The 24,296-nt window shown below is 34.8% G+C and carries 25 protein-coding genes; 18 read left to right on the plus strand and 7 right to left on the minus strand.

What is annotated here, in order from left to right; genetic code table 11:
• Positions 1–52: 52 nt before the first annotated feature.
• From GM921_RS00925 to GM921_RS00945, 5 genes are all read right to left on the minus strand, one after another.
• Entirely contained in the window at positions 53–1,426 is a 1,374-nt protein-coding gene (locus tag GM921_RS00925) for a thioredoxin domain-containing protein (protein ID WP_182920736.1), read from the minus strand.
• Between the two features lie 79 nt (positions 1,427–1,505).
• A complete protein-coding gene (locus GM921_RS00930) occupies positions 1,506–2,540 on the minus strand; it encodes a hypothetical protein (RefSeq protein WP_182920737.1) in 1,035 nt (344 codons plus the stop codon).
• 126 nt (positions 2,541–2,666) lie between these two features.
• On the minus strand, positions 2,667–3,554 hold the full coding sequence (locus GM921_RS00935; protein ID WP_182920738.1) for a class I SAM-dependent methyltransferase: 888 nt from the start codon (positions 3,552–3,554) through the stop codon (positions 2,667–2,669).
• Between the two features lie 14 nt (positions 3,555–3,568).
• Entirely contained in the window at positions 3,569–4,321 is a 753-nt protein-coding gene (locus GM921_RS00940) for an ABC transporter ATP-binding protein (protein WP_182920739.1), read from the minus strand.
• Positions 4,318–5,052: an MlaE family ABC transporter permease gene (locus GM921_RS00945; protein WP_182920740.1), complete on the minus strand. Its 735-nt coding sequence runs from the start codon at positions 5,050–5,052 to the stop codon at positions 4,318–4,320. Before GM921_RS00945 ends, GM921_RS00940 begins: the two co-directional genes overlap by 4 nt.
• A gap of 143 nt (positions 5,053–5,195) precedes the next feature.
• Here GM921_RS00945 and GM921_RS00950 point away from each other — a divergent pair, with 143 nt between their 5' ends.
• The 5 genes from GM921_RS00950 to ispG all read left to right on the plus strand — a co-directional run bounded on the left by GM921_RS00950 (position 5,196) and on the right by ispG (position 10,402).
• Positions 5,196–5,885: an SDR family oxidoreductase gene (locus GM921_RS00950; protein WP_182920741.1), complete on the plus strand. Its 690-nt coding sequence runs from the start codon at positions 5,196–5,198 to the stop codon at positions 5,883–5,885.
• 25 nt (positions 5,886–5,910) lie between these two features.
• Entirely contained in the window at positions 5,911–6,576 is a 666-nt protein-coding gene (locus GM921_RS00955; protein WP_182920742.1) for a PspC domain-containing protein, read from the plus strand.
• Between the two features lie 93 nt (positions 6,577–6,669).
• Positions 6,670–7,635 carry a LiaF transmembrane domain-containing protein gene (locus GM921_RS00960; RefSeq protein WP_182920743.1) on the plus strand — a complete coding sequence of 322 codons (966 nt, stop codon included), beginning with the start codon at positions 6,670–6,672 and terminating at the stop codon, positions 7,633–7,635.
• Positions 7,636–7,757: 122 nt separating this feature from the next.
• A complete protein-coding gene (locus tag GM921_RS00965) occupies positions 7,758–8,360 on the plus strand; it encodes an RDD family protein (protein ID WP_182920744.1) in 603 nt (200 codons plus the stop codon).
• Between the two features lie 47 nt (positions 8,361–8,407).
• Positions 8,408–10,402 (plus strand): (E)-4-hydroxy-3-methylbut-2-enyl-diphosphate synthase, encoded by a 1,995-nt coding sequence (gene ispG, locus GM921_RS00970; protein ID WP_182920745.1) that lies wholly within the window; start codon positions 8,408–8,410, stop codon positions 10,400–10,402.
• A 159-nt stretch (positions 10,403–10,561) separates the two neighbouring features.
• Here the strand turns inward: ispG and GM921_RS00975 are convergent, their stop codons facing one another.
• Positions 10,562–10,894 carry a cupin domain-containing protein gene (locus GM921_RS00975; RefSeq protein ID WP_182920746.1) on the minus strand — a complete coding sequence of 111 codons (333 nt, stop codon included), beginning with the start codon at positions 10,892–10,894 and terminating at the stop codon, positions 10,562–10,564.
• Positions 10,895–10,971: 77 nt separating this feature from the next.
• Here GM921_RS00975 and GM921_RS00980 point away from each other — a divergent pair, with 77 nt between their 5' ends.
• Positions 10,972–11,292 (plus strand): hypothetical protein, encoded by a 321-nt coding sequence (locus tag GM921_RS00980; RefSeq protein ID WP_182920747.1) that lies wholly within the window; start codon positions 10,972–10,974, stop codon positions 11,290–11,292.
• 7 nt (positions 11,293–11,299) lie between these two features.
• Here GM921_RS00980 and GM921_RS00985 read toward each other — a convergent pair whose 3' ends face one another.
• On the minus strand, positions 11,300–12,124 hold the full coding sequence (locus GM921_RS00985) for an alpha/beta hydrolase family protein (RefSeq protein WP_182920748.1): 825 nt from the start codon (positions 12,122–12,124) through the stop codon (positions 11,300–11,302).
• 175 nt (positions 12,125–12,299) lie between these two features.
• Here GM921_RS00985 and hemA point away from each other — a divergent pair, with 175 nt between their 5' ends.
• The 12 genes from hemA (at position 12,300) to GM921_RS01045 (ending at position 24,252) form a co-directional block, all read left to right on the plus strand.
• On the plus strand, positions 12,300–13,526 hold the full coding sequence (gene hemA / locus GM921_RS00990) for a glutamyl-tRNA reductase (protein WP_182920749.1): 1,227 nt from the start codon (positions 12,300–12,302) through the stop codon (positions 13,524–13,526).
• A gap of 82 nt (positions 13,527–13,608) precedes the next feature.
• The gene (gene hemC / locus GM921_RS00995) at positions 13,609–15,180 is read left to right on the plus strand and encodes a hydroxymethylbilane synthase (protein ID WP_182920750.1); all 1,572 of its coding nucleotides are present in this window, start codon (positions 13,609–13,611) and stop codon (positions 15,178–15,180) included.
• 104 nt (positions 15,181–15,284) lie between these two features.
• Positions 15,285–16,250, plus strand: a complete 966-nt coding sequence (gene hemB, locus GM921_RS01000) for a porphobilinogen synthase (protein WP_182920751.1) — start codon at positions 15,285–15,287, stop codon at positions 16,248–16,250.
• Positions 16,251–16,339: 89 nt separating this feature from the next.
• On the plus strand, positions 16,340–17,710 hold the full coding sequence (hemL, locus tag GM921_RS01005; protein ID WP_182920752.1) for a glutamate-1-semialdehyde 2,1-aminomutase: 1,371 nt from the start codon (positions 16,340–16,342) through the stop codon (positions 17,708–17,710).
• Complete coding sequence (locus GM921_RS01010) at positions 17,710–18,576, plus strand: sensor histidine kinase (RefSeq protein ID WP_182920753.1); 867 nt, start codon at positions 17,710–17,712, stop codon at positions 18,574–18,576. The genes hemL and GM921_RS01010 overlap by 1 nt, the downstream gene beginning before the upstream one ends.
• Position 18,577: 1 nt before the next feature.
• Positions 18,578–19,285, plus strand: coding sequence for a response regulator transcription factor (locus GM921_RS01015; RefSeq protein WP_182920754.1), 708 nt, complete (start codon positions 18,578–18,580; stop codon positions 19,283–19,285).
• Entirely contained in the window at positions 19,285–19,803 is a 519-nt protein-coding gene (locus GM921_RS01020) for a hypothetical protein (RefSeq protein WP_182920755.1), read from the plus strand. Before GM921_RS01015 ends, GM921_RS01020 begins: the two co-directional genes overlap by 1 nt.
• Before the next feature lie 6 nt (positions 19,804–19,809).
• A complete protein-coding gene (gene hemE, locus GM921_RS01025) occupies positions 19,810–20,835 on the plus strand; it encodes a uroporphyrinogen decarboxylase (RefSeq protein WP_182920756.1) in 1,026 nt (341 codons plus the stop codon).
• 35 nt (positions 20,836–20,870) lie between these two features.
• Complete coding sequence (locus GM921_RS01030; RefSeq protein ID WP_182920757.1) at positions 20,871–21,422, plus strand: CopD family protein; 552 nt, start codon at positions 20,871–20,873, stop codon at positions 21,420–21,422.
• A 79-nt stretch (positions 21,423–21,501) separates the two neighbouring features.
• A complete protein-coding gene (locus tag GM921_RS01035; RefSeq protein ID WP_182920758.1) occupies positions 21,502–22,629 on the plus strand; it encodes a hypothetical protein in 1,128 nt (375 codons plus the stop codon).
• 341 nt (positions 22,630–22,970) lie between these two features.
• On the plus strand, positions 22,971–23,540 hold the full coding sequence (locus GM921_RS01040; RefSeq protein ID WP_182920759.1) for an RNA polymerase sigma factor: 570 nt from the start codon (positions 22,971–22,973) through the stop codon (positions 23,538–23,540).
• Positions 23,530–24,252 (plus strand): hypothetical protein, encoded by a 723-nt coding sequence (locus GM921_RS01045; protein ID WP_182920760.1) that lies wholly within the window; start codon positions 23,530–23,532, stop codon positions 24,250–24,252. Before GM921_RS01040 ends, GM921_RS01045 begins: the two co-directional genes overlap by 11 nt.
• Positions 24,253–24,296 lie beyond the last annotated feature (44 nt).

The following is a 24,296-nucleotide window of genomic DNA, read 5'->3' on the forward strand; positions in this document are numbered from 1 at the left end:
TTAAAAAGGCTTCTAGATTTCTCGAAGCCTTTTTAATTATATAATTAATGATTTAAAGTGACTTAGCTTTCATTTTTTTTAACTCCTCCTGAAGATTTTCATAAGATCTCCCTTCTATTTTAGCTTGATTAATAGCAGTTTGTTGTGTCTTAACAGCCTGTTCAAAATAACGTAGTTGGTAAAATAAATGGGCTAAAGTATCATAATAACTAGCACTTGGATTTAATTCAATAGACCTTGTACTCCAAGTTACGGCTTTAAGAAGATAATTTATGTTTTTTGTGCCAGTTTCATAAAAACTCCAAGCAGCAGAATTCAATGAATTTGCATAAGAATTGGATAAACTAGCTGATGATGTTATCGCTGAAATTGTTTCTTTCTTAACTATGGTATTTGGGCTTGATTTTATACTGTCGATCTTTGCTTGAGATAATGTTGTCTTTGGAGAATACAGAGCTTGCTTATTCCTATCTAAGGCAATTTGTTGTTGCTTAGCTTCTAATTTTTTAATCGAATCTGCACTAATATTCATATATCTCGAATCGTAATAGAAGGTTGCATTCCTTAAGTAGTTGGCAGTATCCTTTACAGATTTATAATACCTCAACATATAAAAACTATAGTTACTATTAGCGACTCTCGAAGCAGCTTGAGCTTGATTTACATTTTTATCTCTTATGGCCTTTGCCATTGTATTTTCGATTATTCCATTATTTATAGCGGCTCTAACCTGTAGTGGTTCATTCTTATAAATGCTATCAGTTATCTTTTTGTTAGAAAAAGCAAATTTATAGGCAGACCCATCAGCAAATGGACCAGCCTCGAGAATAAATAAAACGATCTCATAGTTGTTAAAATTATCAATCTTAAGATTTGTGACATATTTTTCAATTAGTTCAGCATTATCAGTTATTGAGTTTCTTTTTCGTAGTTCTATTAGTTTTTTTAATGTTTCATTATCAGTTTTATTGGCAGAATAATCTGCGGCTAATTCAGTAATAGATTTTTCTTTGCTCAAAGCAATTGCTCTTTCCAGCATTAAGAGATATCGATTTTTATTGCTCATATTCCCAAATTCAGAATGAAAAGCGTCCCCGTTTGGGTGTAGAAAAAGGAAAGTCGGATAAATTCTGATTTTATATTTTTCAATTATTGCATTCATGGTTGTATCAGATCTATCCGAATTAAAAACAACAAAGTTATCCTTCATTTTTTTGAGTACATCGGGTTCTTTTAGAGCAAGATTTGGAGCAACCTGAATGTTAACATTTTCAGGAAGTTTGATGCTAACAATAATTAATAAAGGTTTATGAGTTTCTTCAGCTAGCTTTAAAGCTTTTTTGTAGCTATTGGCATCACTTAAATTTTGCGCACAAACACAAAAGGGCATCAATAAAAAGAGAATAATTCGTAAGCTGTTTTTCATAATAGCGTTTAATTTCTCTAATATAAAAAATCCCCATCCAAAAAAGATTGAATGAGGATTTAAAAGATTTTGAATCTAATTATTGATATTGAATATAACTAGGCAATGGTTTTAATTTCATTAACTCTTCTGGCGTCATCATGCGATTAGGTGCCTTTTTAATATCGTTTTTGTAAAATAATTTAAATCCTGTAAACTGTACTGGTTCTCCAAAAATGAAGTGACGATATGTTCCTAATTTTAAATCAGGTTCACCCCAACCATCCATGTGCATTACTATTTGCACTTCTGGTCTTAATTTAATATTTTGACTATTAGTCACCATCTTTTTGGTAAAACGGTGCAATACAAAAACTTTCGGAGGAAGGTTATATTTTTTAACTAGATCAGCTAAATATCCAGTTACGTAATTAATATCAGCTGCATCATAAGTCCCGATTTTTTTGCCTGGCAATGAACCATCTTTCATAGAAAACTCTGGGTCGATACCTAAATGTACATTAGGCATCTCCAAATACTTTTCAATATGAGGAAGCTCAGCTTTTATAGTACTTAAAGCAACTTGTAAATCTAAAAACACAATGGTATTTGGGCGCATTTTAGCAATCGTTAAAACTGAATCGATTTGCTTATTTGCCATTCTATTAATATATTTTCCGTCTTTACCAGGTGTACCACTCGCTACTGCTGCAATATAATGCAAACCAACTTGCACAGGGGTAGAAGGATCTACTTTTTCCCATTTTTTAACTTCTGCATTTAAACGTTGCCACATTTCTTTAGGAGCATATTCTCCTAATGCGCCCATTTTTTTCGAATGTAAATTTCCGTAATAAACTACAATACGTTTAAATGGTAAAATTGCTCCAGCTAATGGGTAAGGCTGATTTTTTACTGGCCATTTTCCAGTAGTATCACCATTGGCTAATTTTTTAATTAAAGCATTATACTTCGCAGTATCAACTGGCGCACGTAAGTTTTCCTCTTCAACTTTGGTTGAATCTGTACTTGCAGTTTTACCTTTAGCCTTTTTAGCATCAGAAGTGCAATAAGAGAAGGTGCTAATTGTAGCAATTCCGATTAAGAATATCCCCGCAATCTTGGTTATTTTCATAAGTAGTATTTATTTTTAGTTTTCTAGTTCGTCAAAAATACATCAATTCAGTTTTGACGTATCTTATACTTATCAACAGATTAACATTCTGTTAAAAAAGCTGATTTTTTATTAAAATTTAATCGATTATTTTTTGAAAGTATTGAATTTGCCAAAAACACCCAAAGGCAATTTAATGCCAGATGTAGCCTGTAAATAAAGCTCTCCTGTCTCTAAGTTTTTTACCTGTGGAAAAGAGGTTTTAATTAGGTTTTCTACAATTACCGATGAAAAACCTAATGAATACGTGTTTAAAATAAGAAAATGCTCATCTTCATCCAATAATTGAACAACATCTTGCATCATTTCTTGAATATGATCTTCTAGTTTCCATTTCTCGCCATTTGGGCCATGACCAAAAGCAGGTGGATCTAAAATAATACCGTTGTACTTTTTACCACGTTTTAATTCTCGTTTTACGAATTTAAGTGCATCTTCAACTACCCAACGTACATCCTTTAAATTAGATAATTCTTGGTTTTCGTTAGCCCAATTTACCACTTGTTTAATCGAATCAACATGTGTGGTATCCGCACCTGCGGCCTTAGCCACCAAAGACGCAGCACCTGTATAAGCAAATAAATTAAGCACTTTTGGTACTGGATTTTTAAATTTTTTAATTGATGATGAAATGTAATCCCAATTTACAGCTTGCTCTGGAAAAACACCAACGTGTTTAAAAGAGGTAAGTCCTAATCGCAGATTAATACTAATATCATCGTTTTTATAATTTACATTCCAGCGGTCTGGAATACTTTTTTCAGATTTAATCCATTCTCCAGATGTTGCAGAGCGGCCTTTAAAATTAATGTGCGTTTTTTTCTTCCACTCTTGTGGAGATAATACTTTTTTCCAAACTGCTTGCGGTTCCGGACGAGAAAGTACAAGGTTGCCAAAGCGTTCTAGTTTTTCGAAATCTCCACAATCCAATAATTCGTAATCTTTCCAGTGTGTTGGGGTTAAAAGGCTTATCATAATGGTATAGTAAATTAAAATTTGCCTTTGGCGGCTTTCATAAAACGGCTGGCAAATACAAAATCGTTAAGTTCTTCGATATCAGTTTTAGCAATTTCTTCTTTAGAACCTTCCCAGAATTTTTTTCCTTCGTGTAAGAAAATAATATAATCGCCAATTCCCATTACCGAGTTCATATCATGCGTAACCACAATGGTTGTAGTTTTGTATTCTTCCGTAATTTCTTTAATTAACTCATCAATTACAATAGAAGTTTTAGGATCTAAGCCCGAGTTAGGTTCATCGCAAAAAAGATATTTTGGATTCATTGCAATGGCACGAGCAATACCAACACGTTTTTTCATCCCACCAGAAAGTTCTGCCGGAAATAATTTGTTTTTATCCGCAAGATTAACTCTTTCCAAACAAAAATTAACTCGATCTAATTTTTCACTTCGTGGTTGGTCGGTAAACATATTTAAAGGAAACATGATATTTTCTTCAACTGTCATCGAATCAAATAATGCCGAACCCTGAAATAACATGCCAATCTCTTTTCTAATTTCTATACGTTCTTCGAAATTAAGTTGCGTAAATTCCCTTCCATCATATAATACGGTTCCTTTATCAGGCTGATGTAAGCCAATCATGCATTTTAATAAGGTTGTTTTTCCAGAACCAGAACCGCCAATAATTAAATTGGTAACGCCTTCTTCGAATTTTCCAGAAATTCCTTTTAAAACCTCATTATCACCAAACGATTTATAAATGTCTTTAATCTCGATCATAATAATAATTGAGTTACAATATAATCACATGCTAAAATACTAATACAGCTTACTACAACAGCTCGTGTACTTGCTTGTGCAACCTCTAAAGCGCCACCTTTTACATAAAAACCTTCGTAAGCTGGTACTGATGTAATGATAAAACCAAAAACAAATGCCTTAACCAAAGCTACTGTAATGGTATACGGATTAAAATCTGTAGTAATACCTTGTACGTATTCTGCAGCAGAAAGCGCTCCGGAAAGTGTTCCACCTAAATAACCACCAACAATACTTAATACCATCGAGATAATTACTAAAACAGGAACCATTGTAATACCCGCTATAATTTTTGGTAAAATTAAATAACCAGGTGCATTGATACCCATAATCTCTAAAGCATCAATTTGTTCGGTTACCCTCATGGTACCAATTTCTGATGAAATGGCCGAACCAATTTTACCAGCCAATACAATTGCACTAATGGTAGGACTTAACTCTAAAATACTCGAGTCACGGTTAACAGAACCGATAATAGTTTTAGGAATAAAATCACTCACCAATTGGAAAGCAATTTGTAAAGTCATTACGGCGCCAATAAAAGTAGAAATAATACTAATTAAACCTAATGAGCCTACGCCTATAAAATCCATTTGCTGAAAAATGGCCTTTAAATATATTTTAGTTTTTTCGGGTTTCCTGAACGCTGCTTTTAATAGCAGGATATACTTGCCAAAATTGGTAAAGTTCATTTAATAAAGATTAGCTGTAGTGTAAATACAATATTATGCAAAGAAACAATAAAAAATCTTGAGGCTTTGCGTATTTATTAAAAAATATTATTGTTTCCCAATATTAATACCCTTTTTTGTGTTAAGCAAACTATATTTTAATTATGAATGCAGTAATTACAGGTGCCACCAAAGGAATTGGAAAAGCTATTGTTTTAAAATTAGCTCAGCAAGGATATAACCTAGCAATTTGTGCCAGAACAGAAACTGATTTACAGCTACTCAAAAATGAACTAGCACAATACAAGGTTAAGGTTATTGCCATCAAGGCGGATATGGGCAATAAAGACGAGATCTATAATTTTTGTACTGAAGTGAAAAAAATCTATCCAAAGATTGATGTTTTAGTTAATAACGCAGGAGTTTTTATACCTGGAAGTTTGTTAGATGAAGAAGATAAAACCTTCGAATATCAAAGTATGGTAAATGTAAATGCACCTTATTATCTATCCAAATATTTTGGGAAAATGATGAGAGAACAACGCTCTGGTCATATTTTTAATATCTGCTCTATAGCAAGTACCCAAACAATTGATAACGCAGGCAGTTATAGTGTAACAAAAGCAGCGATGTTAAGTCTTAATAATGTATTGCGGAAAGAGTTATCAGCATACAACGTAAAAGTAACAGCAATTTTGCCAGGTTCTACACTAACAGCTTCATGGGCAGGCACAACAATAAGCCCAGATAAATTTGTACAACCAGAAGATATTGCCAATTCTTTATACTCCATTTTAAATTTAAGTAATGGTGTAAACGTTGATGAAATAACACTGAAGCCATTAAAATTTTAACACATAAATAGAAGGAGATAGCGTTATGGAAAAGAGATTGTTTAGAAACGAACACAACAAAACCGTTGCAGGTGTTGCATCTGGTTTGGCAGATTATATGCAAGTAGACATTACAATTATAAAAGTGTTATTTGTATTAGCTACTATATTTTTAGCGGGCACAGGTTTACTGGTTTATATTGTAATGTGGATTGTAGTTCCTGTTAATAACGACCCAACTGCACGTTATGCAAAGTTTAACGAGTATTTTGAAAAAAACAAGCAAGATGCATCTATGTTTAATTCGCCAAATGCATTTAATAACCCTGCAAATTCTGGAGATCAAACCAAATGGAATACTCCAAATGCAGGGCCAGATTTTAAAGACCCAAATAATATAAATCAATTTCCAAAAGGGAATGACACTGGTCGTACAATTGGTGGTTTAATCTTATTAATACTAGGTTTTTACTTCCTGCTAAGACAATTTGATGTGATCCCTCATTGGTTTAATATTTTTAAAATTTACAAATTATGGCCTTTAGCAATTGTTGCCTTAGGAGTAAGCTTAATTTTTAGAAATCAGCGAAAAAACGAGTGGGATACCTTTAAAAAAAATACTGAAGATGCACAAAAAACAACTACAGAAAAACCTGTTGAAGATGCAACTATAGTAGAAGAAGATAAAGATTCGGCAACACCAAATCCTTAACCAATCTTACCAAATAAGCATGATATATAATTAATTAAAGGTTGGATAGTTTTCATGCGAACTATGCGCCAAGCACAAAATAATTTTGACAAGATGAAATTAGATAAAGTAATATGGGGTGTGCTGCTTTTATTTATAGGTGGCGTACTATTGTTAGATAACTTTAACGTTATTGAGTTTTATTGGCGTAATGTGTGGGATTTTTGGCCAGTATTTTTAATCATATTAGGTGTAAATATCCTTTTCAATAGAAACAATTCCCAAACAGGAAACATCATTTCATTAAGTATTTTAGTAATAACCTTATCGGTTTTGTTTGTAAAAGGACAACAAAGACCCGAGCGTGGTTTTTGGTGGAATGATCGTGGAAACCATGTTAATATTGATATGGATGACGATGATAATGACAGCGACTCTAATTATAGCAAACTGAATTTTTCTGAACCTCTTATAGCTGGTGATACCCTTAAAAAAACAATTTTAAATATTTCTGGCGGAGGTACTTCGTTCAATCTAAAAGGAGAAACAGACAGTTTGTTCTCAGCTGATGTTAAAAAAAGAAACGGAAATTTTGCATTAAACAAAACAACTACTGATAGTGTAAATACCCTAACCTTTAAAATGCAAAACAAAAACAATCGCAGAGGATGGTCGATTGGTAACGGAGGAAACGATGTAGATATACGCCTAAACACTGCGCCAATTTGGGAAATGCATTTTGGAATGGGTGCTGGTCAAATAGATTTTGATTTAAGCAATTATAAAGTAAGAACTTTCAATTTTGATGGAGGTGCAGCAGAGCTGGATATTAAATTAGGAGATTTACTGCCAATTACCGATGTGAACGTTAAAACTGGTGTAGCCGATGTAAAAATTAAAATCCCGACAGGATCTGGTTGCCGTATTAAAACCAAAACTGGTTTGTCTTCTAAAGATTTTACAGGCTTTATCAAAGTTAGCGAAGGTCTTTACGAAACACCAAACTATCAATCATCAACCAAAAAAGTGTTTATTAATTTTGATGGTGGTTTAAGTAGCTTCGAAGTAGATAGATATTAATATTAGGTTCTACAGTTTTTAGAGAGGTAATGAGTAAAAATTAATTGTAGAAAATTTTTACTCATTACATTTGTAAAGTAGTAAGTAAAATGGATGCTTAATACATAGAACTTAAAACCTCAATGGAGTATACAGTAGTTATTAATGGTAAACCAGAAGGTCCTTATAGCTTAGCGGAACTAAAAAACCTAAATATAAAGCCAGGTACTTTTATTAGAACACCCAGCATGGACGACTACAAAGAAGCTCACGAACTACCAGAGCTACGTGAATGGTTAGGCTTTCGTCATCAACAAACGGCACCACAATATTTTGCTTCTTTTGATCAACGCTTACTTGCTTCTGTTATCGATTATTTCTTTTTAATGATGGCCTATGTTGCGGTAGTTCTAATTACATTCATATTTATCGATCAAAAAGCTATTCGTGTTACAACCGCCTTAGTATTTTTAGCACTCGTTCCAATTGCTAAATTAGTGTACGGCAGTTTTGCAGAAGCATCGATTAAACAAGCAACAATTGGCAAACGCTTATTAGATATTAAAGTAACCGATATGCTGGGCAATCGTATCCCGTTAGGTGTTTCTTTTAGTAGAAATTTGGCGAAAACTATTTCAGTTATGCCATTGTTTTTAGGCTATTTGTATAGTTTCCTCAATAAAAAACAACAATGCTTGCATGATGTAATTGCAAACACACTCGTTATTAAACAGCGATTAATTTAACACTCCATCAATATAACAATTGAACATTTACATTATCTTTGCATCGCATGCAAGAAGTAGCTAAACCATACCAATTAGAAGGCGGTTATTGTAACAGTTTAACCCAATATTCGAGGCTTTTAACTCGCGAAGTTACAATAGGAAATATCCCAATGGGAGGTTTAAATCCTATCCGCATCCAATCCATGACGACTACTGATACGATGGATACTGTCGCGACGGTAGAGCAAACTATTCGCATGGTAGAATCGGGTTGCGAGTATGTACGCATCACTGCTCCAAGCATTAAAGAGGCCGAAAATTTAGCGAATATTAAAAAAGAATTACGCTTACGCGGATACGATGTTCCTTTAATTGCCGATATACATTTTACGCCAAATGCAGCCGAATCTGCTGCTCGTATTGTAGAAAAAGTTCGTGTGAACCCAGGTAATTACGCCGATAAAAAGAAATTTGAAAGTTTAGAATATACAACAAGCGCATATCAAGCGGAGCTAGAACGTATTAATAAAAAATTTACACCACTAGTTAAAATCTGTAAAGAATACGGTACCGCGATGCGTATTGGCACAAATCATGGTTCGTTATCAGATAGAATTATGAGCCATTATGGCGATACACCACGTGGAATGGTAGAATCGGCAATGGAATTTATCCGCATGTGCGAAGACTTAAATTTTTACAATTTGTGTATTTCTATGAAAGCCAGTAATACGCAGGTAATGGTGCAAGCGTATCGCTTATTGGTAGAAACGATGGTAAAAGAGGGTATGAATTATCCTTTGCATTTAGGTGTTACCGAAGCCGGTGATGGAGAAGATGGACGTATTAAATCTGCTGTAGGTATAGGAACTTTATTGGCCGATGGATTAGGAGATACCATACGGGTTTCTTTAACTGAAGATCCAGAATTTGAAGCGCCAGTAGCTAGAGCATTGGCAGATAGATTTGAAAGAAAGTCATTAGTCATTAGTCATGAGTCGGAAGTCCAAACTCACAACTCGCAACTCGTAACTCGCAACTCAATGTATTCTCCTTACCAATATGCTCGCCGCATTACAACTCCAGTTCAGCAAATTGGCGGTCATTTTCATCCAGTTGTACTAGTAGATGTTACCCAGCAAAATTTAAAAGACCCTTACTTTTTAAGTGCTTTAGGTTATAATTATAGCGCTGGATTAGATAAATATAACCTCACAGATCAAGCATGTGATTTAGTTTACTTAGGTGATAAACTACCTTCTTTCTCTTTTCCAGGGAATTTAAAGCAAGTTTATAACTATCAAACTTGGCTTAATTTAAAAGACAAACACAATTGTTATCCGCTGTTTAGCGAAGCAGAATTTAACACAGTTGATGTTAAAGATGAAGTATTGAATTTTGTAAGTATTAACGCTGATGAGTTTAACTTATCGGACTTACCGACTTTCGGACTTTCGGACTCTAAAACAGTTATTATTCTCGAGACTTCGAAAAATTTAGGTATGCAACAGCAGAGAGCATTTTTTGTCGCTTTGCAACAGCAAAACAGTCAAGTTCCTGTTATCATTAAAAGAACGTATACCAATATAGATGCCGACCAATTGATGTTATATGCAGCTAGCGATATGGGTGCATTATTGACAGATGGTTTTGGTGATGGAGTATGGATTGATGCACCTTCAACTATTGGTTTGCCTTTAATAAACTCTACAAGTTTTGGGATATTACAAGCTACACGCACTCGTATTTCTAAAACTGAATATATTTCTTGCCCAAGTTGCGGACGTACGCTATTCGATTTACAAGAAACTACACAATACATTCGTTCAAAAACTGATCACCTAAAAGGGATTAAGATTGCCATTATGGGTTGCATTGTAAATGGTCCAGGAGAAATGGCTGATGCTGATTATGGTTACGTAGGTACAGGTCCTGGGAAAATTACTTTGTATCGTGGTAAGGAAGTAGTAAAGAAAAACGTAAACACGCCATCTGCTTTAAATGAACTCATCGAGATTATTAAAGAAGATGGGAACTGGGTGGAGACGGTAGCAAATTAGAAGTCAGCTCATCTTTGCGAAGGAGGTTTTTCGTCGAATGTGGCAATCTCCACCTTGTTCGTCATTCCCGTGAAAACGGGAATCGTAAAGCGTATTAAAGCCTCCTATTGTATTAGAATTCCCATTTTCACGGGAATAACGAGCAGAGCAAAACCTATTTTAATACTTAAAATCTTCTCTTCCCGGACTAAAAACATCTAACAATGTACAATCTGTAATTGCTTTTCCACCATGTGGTACATTCCCAGGAATTAAAACAAACTTACCCGTATCTAAAATCTGAGTTTCCTCACCAACAGTCATTTCAAACTGACCTTTTAAAACAAAAGCGCATTGGTGGTGCGGGTGACTGTGAATAGGAGAGTCGCTACCTGCTTTTATATCAATAAAATTGATGGTATTGTTATCGGTGTGAATGAGTTTTGAAAAGAAACCTGGGCTCATTTCTTTAACTTCGATATCGGCAAATTGACGGAATATTTCTTTGTTCATATGAGTTCTAATAGGTTATAAAGATACTATTTGTCATTCAGAGCGAAGCGAAGAATTTAGATTTTGCATTTTAGCAGGTGCTAGGTTTCTACTGGCAGGTGCTAGGTTTCTACTGGCAGGTGCTAGGTTTCTACTGGCGGGTGCTAGGTTTCTACTGGCAGGTGCTAGGTTTCTACTGGCAGGTGCTAGGTTTCTACTGGCAGGCGCTAGGTTTCTACTGGCAGGTGCTAGGTTTCTACTGGCAGGTGCTAGGTTTCTACTGGCAGGTGCTAGGTTTCTACTGGCGGGTGCTAGGTTTCTATTGGCGGATGCTAGGTTTCTATTGGCGGGTGCTAGGTTTCTACTGGCGGATGCTGGGTTTCTATTGGCGGATGCTAGGTTTCTTTCTATATGAATGAGATTACTTTACAACCCATTCAAAAACAATAAACTCTTTTCGCAAACCAGTAATAAAGTTGCGGGCAAAGTTTCTTTATCATACGGATGCGATGCGCCATACACATGATTAGCCCCTTCAACTTTTATTAATCTGCTATTCAAATTTGCATCTGCCAGTTTTTGGGCGGTTTCAAATGGAACGTTTACATCATCATCGCCCTGCACAATTAACCACGGAATATTTATCAGCCTTGCGCTATTTATTATATTTAGTTTTTCTTTATTTGCTTCAAAATCTGTTAATAGGGTAACATTTAGTGGCATTTTTTTTTTAGTACGAGCGTTCATTACATATATTTTGCCTTCCGCTTTCCATTCTTTTTCACGTTCTTTTCCCCAAAGACTACTAAAATCTGAAATGGCGCTCCATGTAATTAAACCTTTAATATGTGGGTTGTTTGCAGCTTGTAAAATACTTAATCCGCCCCCGCGACTATGGCCAATAAGAAAAACCTCTTTAACGCTCAAGTTTTGTAAGGCATAATCGATTACTAAATCAACATCTAACATTTCTTTAGAAACCGTGTTGGCAGCAAAAGCATCCATATCACTCACGTCATTTGGCTTTTCTGGTGTTACTCCACTATGTGATAAATTAAATTTTAAATAACGATACCCGTTTTGAGCAAAGTAACGAGCAACTAAATTATGAGCGCCCCAATCTTTAAATCCTTTAAAGCCGTGAACAAAAATTACCAATGGCGCTTTTGTATTCTTATCGTCATAAGTTATATCTCCAACAATAATTTTTTGATCTGCGCCAGCTAATGAAAACTCTTCTTTATGTATCATAATCTATCTTAAACTTAGTATTTTAAACAAAAATAACAATTTTAAAAAGACATGGTTTGTTAATTCAAAGTTAATTTAAAACCTTTCTAAATTACCCTAAATTACAGCATAATGACAGATATGCGGGTTTGCGTATTTACTTTTGTTGTGCTAAAAATAATACGCTGAACCTATTTTGGAATATTTAAAGATTATTGCATTTACGCACAAACAGATTGACCTAAAAGCGTTAGGGAAATTAGTTATATGTGAGCATACGTTGGACGATAGGTTGAGAAATATCCAATCTGAACTAAACATAAAAGAGATTTTTTATGTTGGTACTTGCAACCGTGTCGAGTTTATATTTACCTCATCGGCAGAACTTGATAAAACTTTTATTAGTCGTTTTTTACATGTATTAGATATGGGTTTGCCCGAAGAATACATGGAACAATTTATAGCAAATGTTTCGGTATACGAAAAAGAGCATGCTTTTAATCACCTATTACGTACCTCTTGTTCTTTAGAAAGTTTAGTGGTTGGCGAGAAAGAAATTCTTGCTCAAATACGTAAAGCTTACGAAGCATGTCGCGTAGCTGGGTTTACTAGCGATTACATGCGGATGATTATGAGCCGAGTTGTTAAAACCGCTAAAGAAGTTTATACGCATACTAATATCTCCAAAAATCCAGTTTCAGTTGTATCATTGGCTTATCGCAAATTGCGAGCATTAACCATGTGTACCAATCCACGTTTGTTAGTTATAGGTGCTGGCGAAACCAATAAAAACATTGCTCAATACCTTAAAAAGCACAAATACTCTAACTTTTCTGTGTTTAACAGAACTATAGAAAAAGCAGAGTGTTTAGCTAAAGATTTAAACGGAAAAGCATATCCGCTTTCGGCATTGGCCGATTTTGAGCATGGTTTTGATGTAATTATTACTTGTACCGGTGCAACTGAACCAATTATTACTGAAGAAGTTTACACCAAATTACTAAACGGAGATACTGGTAAAAAGATAATTGTAGACTTAGCGATACCTAATGATATAGCACCAGAAGTGGTGAAAAACTTTCCAATACATTACATCGAAGTAGAATCATTAAAAGAAACTGCCCGCAAAAATATTCAAGAACGTTACGATGAATTAGTTAATGCAGAGCATATCATCGACGAAAATATTAAAGAATTTGAATCCGTTTTACGCCAACGCAAAATAGAAATTGCGATGAGCGATGTGCCTAAAAAGATTAAAGAAATAAAACATACGGCCATCAATGGTGTTTTTGCAGATGAAATAAATACTTTAGATGATAATTCGAGAGCAGTTTTAGAACGGGTGATGGACTACATGGAGAAAAAATGTATTACCATTCCAATGGTGATGGCAAAAGAAATCTTAGTAAAACATAGCTAAGTTTTATTGTCGTTAGTCCGTTTAATTCGGGCTCTCTCTTGCAGAAAAATTAATTAAATTTGCGGAAACAACTAACATAAAGGTGAAGAAAATAATTATTGGTACACGCGGAAGCGATTTAGCATTATGGCAAGCTAACAATACAAAAGATAGGTTAGCGGCTATTGGTATAGATGCAGAATTGAAAATTATTAAAACGCAGGGCGATAAAATATTAAATCTTAGACTTGATAAATTAGAAGGCAAAGGTTTTTTTACCAAAGAGTTGGAAGAAGAATTGTTAGGTGGAACGATTGATATTGCCGTTCACTCTCATAAAGATTTACCAACTACTAATCCAGAGGGATTAATTATCGCCGCAGTTACTGAACGCGAAGATCCATCAGAATTATTATTAATTTTAAAAGACTGCGTAGATGTTAGTCAGAAATTATCCTTAAAAAAAGGAGCAATGGTTGGCACATCTTCTAATCGTCGTAAAGCACAATTATTGGCGTTGCGCTCTGATTTAAACATTGAAGATTTACGTGGAAATGTGCCAACACGTATTCAGAAATTACGTGATGAAGATTACGATGCTATTTTACTAGCAAAAGCTGGTGTAAATAGATTAAATATAGATTTAAGTGAGTTCCATGTAGAAGTTGTAGATACAACTGAACTAGTTCCTGCACCCGCACAAGGAGCTTTAGCTATTCAAATTCGTGAAAATGATACAGAGCTATTTACTGCTTTACAAAAAATACACAATTCGGCAACTGCCGAAGAAATTGCTGTTGAACGTAAAGTATTAAATCTTTTTGAAGGTGGTTGTCACATGCCTTTGGGTTGTTACTGCAAAAAGGAAGATGGTGAGTTTGAAGTTTGGACATCAAAAGCAGAAACTGATGAGGATTTTCCAGATCGCTTATTTTTAAGGTCATCAACTACCGAAGGTTTAGCAGAAAAAATTGTAGCTAAGTTTGATAAAGAACGAAAACTTCCTGCTAAGGTTTTTATCTCCAGAGAAATTGGTGAGCATAGTTATTTTAGAAAAGCTTTAGAAAAACACGATATAGAAATTGATGGACGTTCGTTAATTCGCACATTTCCAATTGTAAATATTTTAGATCCATTTTATTTAAGAAACTTAGATTGGATATTTTTTAGTAGTAGAAATGGGGTAGAATATTTCTTTAAACTAAATCCGGTTTTAGCTAAGAAGGTAAAGTTTGGTGTAGTTGGTCGCGGTAGTGAAGATACGTTGAGAAAATTTGGGCATTTAGCAGATTTTGTTGGCGAAAGCGGAGATATTACAGAGGTAGCAGAAGAATTTGCAAAGCTAGTTACAGGTAAAATAGTGATGTTTCCAAGAGCGCAAGATTCTCTATTGAGTATTCAGAAATCTCTAGGTTCAGATACAAAAATTGTCGACCTACCTATTTATGAAACTGTAATTGAAGATAAAATTGACGGTACAACTGCCGAAGTATTGATTTTTACAAGTCCAAGCAATGTTGATGCTTATTTTATTGATAATTTATTAGACCCAGAACAAAAAGTGATTGCCATTGGTAATTCGACAGGTAAAAAATTTGAAGAAATGGGTGTGAAGTATACGCTGCCATATTCTCCAGATGAAATTGGTTTGGCAGAAGCTGTTTTTGGAATATAAAAAGTTGTGGGTTGTGAGTTGCGGGTTGCAGGTCATGATTCATAACAATTGAGTTTAATATAGGGTTTTAGACCCACAACACGCAACCCACAACTTGTAACAATATGCAAAGACCACGTAGGTTAAGAAAAAATCCAGTTGTAAGAGAAATGATTGCTGAAACGCGATTATCGAAAGATATGTTTATCTATCCTTATTTTGTGGTTCCTGGAACTGGAGTAACCAAAGCAATTGATGCGATGCCAGGTGTAAATCATTTTTCTACAGATACTTTGTTAAAGGATGTAGAGAAAGGATTAAAGTTAGGTGTAAATAAAATTATGCTTTTTGGCGTAGGTGATGAGAAAAGTGAAGATGCAAAATCTGCCTATGATTCACATTCTTTAGTGCCAGTTGCAGTTAGGGAATTGAAGAAAAACTTTGGTGATGATTTATATGTTGTTACCGATGTTTGCGTTTGTTCTTATACCACTCATGGTCATTGCGGAATTATGAAAGATGATTATATCCAAAATGATTTATCGGTAGAATTAATTGCGAAAATGGCTTTAAACCATGCAGAAGCGGGTGCAGATATGTTAGCGCCTTCGGATATGATGGATGGTCGTGTGGCGGCAATTAGACATAAATTAGATGGAAGTGGTTTTGTAAATACGGCAATCATGAGCCATGCTACCAAATTTGCTTCGGCTTATTATGGTCCGTTTAGAGAAGCTGCAGATTGTGCGCCAAATAAAGGCGATAGGAAAGCGTATCAAATGGATTTCAGAAATGGAACAGAAGCAGTTAGGGAAGCGTTGTTAGATGAAAGTGAAGGCGCAGATGTGTTGATGGTTAAACCAGCTTTGGCTTATTTAGATGTGATTAGCAAATTGAAACAAAACTCTGATTTGCCAATTGCTTGTTATAATGTTTCGGGAGAATACTCGATGGTTAAAGCGGCCGCACAAAGAGGTTGGATAGATGAACAAAAAGTGGTTATGGAAACGATGCATGCCTTTGCCAGAGCAGGAGCAAGTATTATTACCACGTACCACATTAGAGATATAGTAGAGAATAATTGGATGTAATTGAGGTGGAAGGTAAAAGGTATAAAGGTTGAGGGTTTAAGCGCTCAGACCTTATGCCTTCTACCTTCTAGCTTTCAGCCTTAAATAAAATGTTAGAACAGTTAAAGAAAATATTTTCGGGAACCGAAGAAGAAATGCCGACAAATACAGGGAGTAAGCCTGATATCAGTCGTGAGAAATCGGCGGAGTTGTATGAGAAATCGAAAACCTATTTTCCTGGCGGAGTAAACTCTCCAGTTAGGGCTTTTAAATCTGTTTACGGAATACCATTATTTATTCAAAAAGGTGATGGTTGTTATATTTGGGATGCCGATGGAAATCAATTTATAGATTTTTGTGCTAGTTGGGGCCCGCTAATTTTAGGTCATAACAACGCTAAAATCAGAGAAAAAGTTATTGAAGTAATGCAGAATGGAATGAGCTTTGGCGCACCAACTGCACTAGAAAATGAATTAGCAGAGCTGATTATCAAGAATAACAGTTATGTAGAGAAAATCCGTTTTACGAGTTCTGGAACTGAGGCTGTAATGTCGGCGATTAGATTGGCTCGTGGATATACTGGGAAAGATAAAATCATCAAATTTGAAGGTTGTTACCATGGTCATAGTGATTCACTTTTAGTAAAAGCAGGTTCAGGATTAGTAACTTTTGGAGAAACTTCTTCGGCTGGTGTACCTAAATCTTTCGCTGATGAAACAATAGTTATTCCTTTAAACGATAAAAATGCAATTTCTGAAGCTTTTGCACAGTTTAAAGATCAAATTGCTGCGGTAATTATAGAAGGCATTCCAGCAAATAACGGATTGCTATTACAAGATCAAGATTATATCGAATTTTTAAGAGCAGCTTGTACAGAAAACAATGCCTTATTAATTTTTGATGAAGTAATTACTGGTTTTAGAGTTGGTTTTGAAGGTGCTGCGGCACATTACGGCATCAAGCCAGATATAGTAACCTACGGAAAAATTATCGGCGGAGGTTTGCCAGTCGGAATGTACGGAGCTTCTGCAGAAATTATGGGTCATATTTCGCCCGATGGCGGAGTTTACCAAGCGGGAACTTTATCTGGAAACCCAGTAGCAATGGCTGCGGGTATTGCCACTTTAACTGAACTTTTGCGCTCTGGATTTTATAAGGATTTAAACCAAAAAACGAAAGAGTTTGTAGATAGTATTCAGCGTTTTGCAACTGCTAAAAACTATAAATTTAAAGTGTTTACTGTGGGTTCTATCTTTTGGTTCGCCTTTACAGATAAAGACATTAAAACTGCTGAAGATATTGATCCGACAAGTATGGATAAATTTAAAGTATTGCACCGTGAGTTATTAAACAGAGGCATTTATTTAGGCCCATCTGGTTATGAAGTTGGTTTTGTTTCTGCAGCGCACACTAAAATAGAATTAGAGAAAACAAAAAGAGCTATTTTTGATGCGTTGGATTTAGTTTTTAGAAAAGGATAATGAAAAAATCAATTCTCATATTTTACTTTTTATTGCTCTACGCATTATTAGAAATGTTTTGGTGGGGCTCAGTTGTAATCGATTTACAGCCACAAAAAATGGGAATGATAATGGGAGAGGGCTCGATTTTTATATTCTTACTTTGCGTTGGTGCTTATTTTATTCACGCTTCTATTAAAAAGGAAGATAGGTTAAAAGAGCAGCAACAGAATTTCTTAATGTCGGTTACTCATGAACTGAAATCGCCTTTGGCTGCTATAAAACTAAGTTTGCAAACTATTATAAAACGAGATTTAGAGAAAGCCATGCAGACATCTTTACTAAATAATTCGCTAAAAGATATTGAGCGTTTGGATGATTTGGTAGAGAATATGTTATTGGCTACAAAGATTGAAAGTCGTACCTATTCTTTCCCAAAAGAAGAATTTGATTTCTCTGAAATGGTAACTAAAATTACTGATCGATTGCAAGTTCATTCGTGTGGAAACCAACAGTTAATCAACACAAAAATAAAAAAAGGCATTAAAGTGATGGGCGATAAATTTGCTTTATCATCGGTGGTTACCAATTTGGTAGAAAATGCTGTTAAATATTCTGGTCCGTGTGCCGAAATTGCAGTAGAGCTCTGTCAAAATGACGGTAAGCCCTTTTTAACGGTTTCAGATAAAGGTCCGGGCATCCCAGAGGGAGAAAAAATGCTTATTTTCGATAAATTTTACCGCGTTGGCGATGAAAATGTGCGCAAATCTAAGGGCACTGGACTTGGCTTGTTTATTGTTAAAGAGGTATTACAAAACCACGACGCTGATATTAGCGTTAAAGATAACGTACCGCAAGGTGCAATTTTTGAAGTAACATTTAATTGATATGCCACAAAAATTAAGAATACTGTTGGTAGAAGACGAAGATCATTTGTTAGACGCCATTAAATTAAACCTCGAATTAGAGGGTTATAAAGTCCACGCTGTTAAAGACGGCAAAACCGCTCTTAAAGTTTTCAAGGAAGAACGTTTCAACTTGATTATTTTAGATGTAATGCTGCCAGAAATGGATGGTTTCCAAGTTTGCGAAACTATTCGTTTAGAGAATACTGAAGTTCCGATTTTGTTTTTAACTGCTAAAAACACAAGTGAAGACCGTGTAATGGGTCTTAAAAAAGGAGCTGATGATTATTTAGTAAAACCTTTCAACTTAGAAGAATTAATTCTACGTGTTGGAATTTTAGTAAAACGTAGCTTAAAAGCTGATGATTTAAAAGAATTAAACTCTTATAAAATCGGCGATAAAACTATTTATTTCAATTCGTTTGAGTTAAAACAAGATGATGGTGTTGTTGTGCCTTTAACTAAAAAGGAAACCATGTTGTTAAAACTGTTAATTGAACGTAAAAACGAAGCTGTTTCTCGTGAGCAAATTCTAGAAACAGTTTGGAATTACGATGTGTATCCGTCAACAAGAACAATTGATAATTTTATTTTAACGTTCCGTAAATATTTCGAACCAGATCAGAAAAACCCGGTGTATTTTCACTCGATTAGAGGTGTAGGTTATAAATTTACAGATAGCGCACATTAATGTACAATACTTGGAGTAGATATGCTTTAATGGCAACTTTTGCCCTTTCTGCATTGGTAAGTTTATATTTCAATCAATACCAGCTGGCTGCAATAGCCGGCTTTCTCTTTGCCTTTATTTTGTGGAGTCACTTTAAACATAGTTCTGTTTTATTGGCTTCTAAACATTTTAAAGATGCAGATTATGATAAGACCGAAAAGATTTTAGCAGAAGTTAAAAACCCTGATCGATTGGCTAAAAATCGTCGTGGATATTATGAGTTCATGAAAGCGAATATCGCCCTGCAAAGAGAAGATTTTGAAACAGCAGAGTTTCACTTTCAAATCGCTAGTCGTTTCCCATTGGGAGGAAAAAATGATAAAGCGTTTGTGATGATACATTTGGCTAATCTCGCTTTGCGGAAAAAGGATGGTGAGAGAGCAAAAGCATATATAGAAAAGGCGAAGGAGTTGGCGACAACATCAAGAGCGCAAGAAATTATAAAAATTATAGAGAAAGAAGCCAGCAATTTGGCCTAATACAAGATGAAGAATAACTTATTTTTAGACGCTGCAAATTCAACAGCTACAGAACGGCCACCAGTTTGGATGATGCGTCAAGCAGGTCGTTTTATGCCACAATATTGGGAAATTAAAAACAAATATTCGTTTTTAGAAATGTGCAAAAACCCAGAAATTGCTGCTGATGTTACGATGTTGCCAGTTGATTTATTGGGAATTGATGCTGCTATTTTATTCTGCGATATTTTGGTAACAGGCGAAGCAATGGGTGGAGATTTAAGTTTTACTCAAGGTGTTGGACCGAAATTTGCAAATCCTGTTCGTACTGCTGCTGATATCGATAAATTAGAAACTGATGTTGTAGATAGATTGGAATATGTTGCTGATGCGATTAAAGTTATTCAGCAACGTTTAGATGGTAGTATTCCTTTAATCGGTTTTGCAGGTGCTCCATTTACGGTAATGAGTTATTTGGTGGAAGGTGGTTCTTCAAAAGATTTTAAGTTAACGAAGTTGTTAATGCACAATCACCCTGAATTGGCGCATCATTTATTGGCTAAAATTGCAAAAGTAACTACCGATTATTTGAACTTACAAATTGCCGCTGGTGTAAATGCTGTTCAGTTATTTGATAGTTGGGCTTTGGCTTTATCTTGGAACGATTATCAAGAATTTTCTCATCAATATAACCAACAAATTATTGCTGGATTAAACAGAACCAATGTCCCTGTGATTTCTTTTTGCAAAGGAAGCTCGGTTTTTGCGCCAATTATGGCTGAAGCAAAACCAGATGTAATTTCTGTTGATTGGAATGCAGATTTATTAAATATTAAAAATGCTTTACCTGCTGGAATTGCTGTGCAAGGTAATTTAGACCCGCATATTTTATACGCAGATCAACCGGTTATCAAAAAACACATTCACCAATTATTTGAAAGAATGCGTGGTACAGAAGGTTTTATCTTTAACTTAGGTCATGGTATTATGCCCGATATTCCTTTTGATAATGTAAAATATGCAATTGAAGTGGTAAAGGAATTTAGATATTAAACCCCTAAATCTACTAAAGGGGACTTGATTTAATAATGGAAGAATATTACAAATACTTTTTAGCGGTTCACATCATCTTCGTCGTAAGTTGGATGGCTGGACTGTTTTATGGTGTTCGTTTGTTTATTTATCATACTGAAGCTAACGACAGACCAGAGTTAGAAAAAAATATTCTTCAAAAAGAATTCACAAAAATTGAAGGTCGTTTGTGGAATATTATTACCATTCCGGCGATGTGTTTAACTGTTTTGGCCGGTGCTTTAATGTACTATACTCATTTCGATTTCTTAGTTACTCAAAACTGGATGTGGGTAAAACTCGCATTTGTAGTTTTATTACTTATTTATCATTTCATTTGTCAAAATATAATGAAGCAGTTGAGAAAAGGTATTTTCAAATATTCTTCTAATCAGTTGCGTTTGTGGAATGAAGTAGCGACTATTTTATTAGTTGCCATTGTATTTACGGTGATTTTAAAAAGTGCAGTTAACTGGATTTATGGTTTATTAGGGCTAATTGCTTTTTCAATGATTATTATGATGGCTGTGAAGATTTATAAGCGTTATAGAGAGAAAAAGGGAGAATAGTTTAGCGATAAAGATTGCCACGTCGTTCCTCCTCGCAATGACGAATTGGCTAGGAAGTTGCGAGAATTTAAAATTAGATATGAAGAAACAATTACTCGCAATCTTAATTACTTTATTTGCTTTTTCGGCAAAAGCTCAATTCAACAATGAGGCAATTTTTAATCGTATTCGTCCTACAGATAGTTTAGATAAAGAATTACATTTTAATTTTTACAATTTCAATTACGTTCGTAATTACGAATATTCGAATAAATTCCACGACGGCTATACTTTATACGGTACGCAAATAGAACCGCAATTGGTGTATTATGCAAATCCGAATTTGGCGATTGTGGCTGGCGCTTATTTGCGTAAGGATTTTGGTAATGAAGGAATTTACGACGCTAAACCTTTGTTTAGCTTAAAATACCATAAAAGAAACTTGACGTTAGTTTTTGGAAGTCTAGAAGGAAACATTCAGCATAATTACATTGAACCGATTTACGATTTTGAACGAAAAATTACAACGCCAATTGAATACGGAACTCAATTATTAATTGATAGAGAGAAATTCAAATTAGATAGTTGGATTTCTTGGCAAAAAATGATTTATAAAGGTGAGGCTGCAAAAGAAGAAATTGTTGGCGGCTTAAGCACGGAAAGTATTTTGTTAAATACTGGAAATTGGAAGTTGAGTATTCCCGCTCAATTTTTAGCATTTCACCAAGGTGGACAAATTGATGTGTTGAAAAATATTCCGATTAGCACTTTATTTAATGGTGCTACTGGTTTTAAACTACACAAAACTGTTGGCGATAAAGTAAAAGAAGTTTTTACGGATAATTATGTTGCGGTTTACAAAGATTTTTCGCCGACAAAAAGAAGGGCTTACCAAGGCGGTTTCGGGTTGTGGTTAAATGCTGGTATGGATACCAAATGGGGAAGTTTAGTCGCTTCGTATTGGAAAGGAAATAATTTCTTAACGATTAAAGGAATGCCTTTATATCAATCGATTTCTGAAACTTTGTATGATGCTGGTTTTAAACAAAGCAGCAGAAGTATTTTAGCTGTTAGGTATGTTTATCAGAAACAGTTGGTTCCTAATTTATATTTAGATGTTCGCTTTGAGCCACATTGGGATTTAGGAACTCCTGACGCAGATTTCCAGTTTAATCATTCTTTATTTTTAACTTATAAGGAAGATTTTAGGATTTTTAAGAAGAAATAAGTCCGAAAGTCTGAAAGATTTGGCGTTCTGCAAATTTCCCTATGAAAAAGAGGTTTTTCTTAACTAAACCCGATAGTAGTGGAATTTTTTTTGTCATGCTGAGCTTGTCGAAGCACAAAAAAAATGTAGCGAATAGTGGGGCTACAGAATCTATAAAACACTAACATTCGTTTTCAAATCATTTTTTTACCATTAAGATATTACATTAATTAAGGATTACTTCATTTTTCTTAATTCCTTAATGTTGTATTTTTAGACTGTGAAATTAACAAATAAAAAAATATTTGCAACCTCGTGCAACCTTTTACTTCTAGGGCTCATCTACCCTATACAAACAACAAATGAAGGTGACTAAAACATATACGATTGATGACTTACTGGAAGGCTGCAAGGCTGGTGACAGGAAAATGCAAGAGACGCTGTACAAGCAAACTGCATCGAAAATGTTGGCCGTTTGTATGCGTTATGCCAAAGACCGTATGGAAGCCGAAGATGTTTTACAAATGGGATATGTTAAAGTTTTCCAGAAAGTTAAAGACTATCGTGGTGAAGGATCTTTTGAAGGTTGGATTAGAAGAATAATGGTAAATACTGCGATAGAAAGTTATAGAAAAAACTTGCGTATGCTAAACGTTGTGCCGATAGAAGATGCTTATGAACAACCTTCTCAAGGGTTTGATTTTAGCAGTTTAGGTATGCAAGATTTAATGAAAGTGATACAAAAACTGGCCGACGGTTATCGCATGGTGTTTAATATGTACATTATAGAAGGGTATTCGCACAAAGAAATTGCAGAAACATTAGGCATCTCAGAAGGTGCTAGTAAATCTCAATTAAGTAGGGCGAGAGCAATATTGCAACAAGAAATTATTAAAATGGAGGGCTTTGGTTATGCAACACATGCCGGATAAAGAATTCGATAATTTAATTAGAAATAAATTTGAAGATGCGGAGATTGAACCATCTGCAAATTTATGGGCTAACATAGAACAACAGTTAGCGCCAAAACGTAAACGCGTTATTCCGATTTATTGGATGGCGGCTGCAAGTGTGCTTATTGCAATTACAGCATTATTGGTTTTTCAGAAAACAGAAAAAATACAATTGCATGGTGATGATACTGTTGCAACTGTAGTTACGCCAACTGAACAAGATGCAGTTATCGCAACTACCGAATTGCCAGTTGCAACTATTTCGGTAAAAGAAAATAGATTATCGCCTTCGGTTAAAAAAGTACAATTAATAGATCGTACTCCGTCAGAAAATAATACGAAAATTATTTTTGCAAGCGTGCAACCGAATACAACAACTGATCGTCTACTTATTAAAGCAGCAGATGTTAAACCACTTGACGTTGTAGAAAAAGAAGTTCCTGTAGAAAATAATGCAGTAGTAATTGCTCAAGTTGAACCTCAGAAAGAAGATCAAGTAATTACTGAAACAGAAAATAATTCGGAACGTAAAGGAATTAGAAATGTTGGAGACTTGGTAAACTTTGTAGTAGATAAAGTTGATAAGAGAGAGAAGAAATTTTTAAAGTTTAGCACTGATGATGATGATAATTCATCGCTAATTGGAATAAACATTGGCTTTTTAAAATTGAATAGTAGGAAGCATAAATAGGATCAGGATTTTAAGATTTGCAGGATAAGGCAAGATGATTGAAG

This window comes from Pedobacter planticolens (genome assembly GCF_014172375.1).
Classification (GTDB): Bacteria; Bacteroidota; Bacteroidia; order Sphingobacteriales; family Sphingobacteriaceae; genus Pedobacter; species Pedobacter planticolens.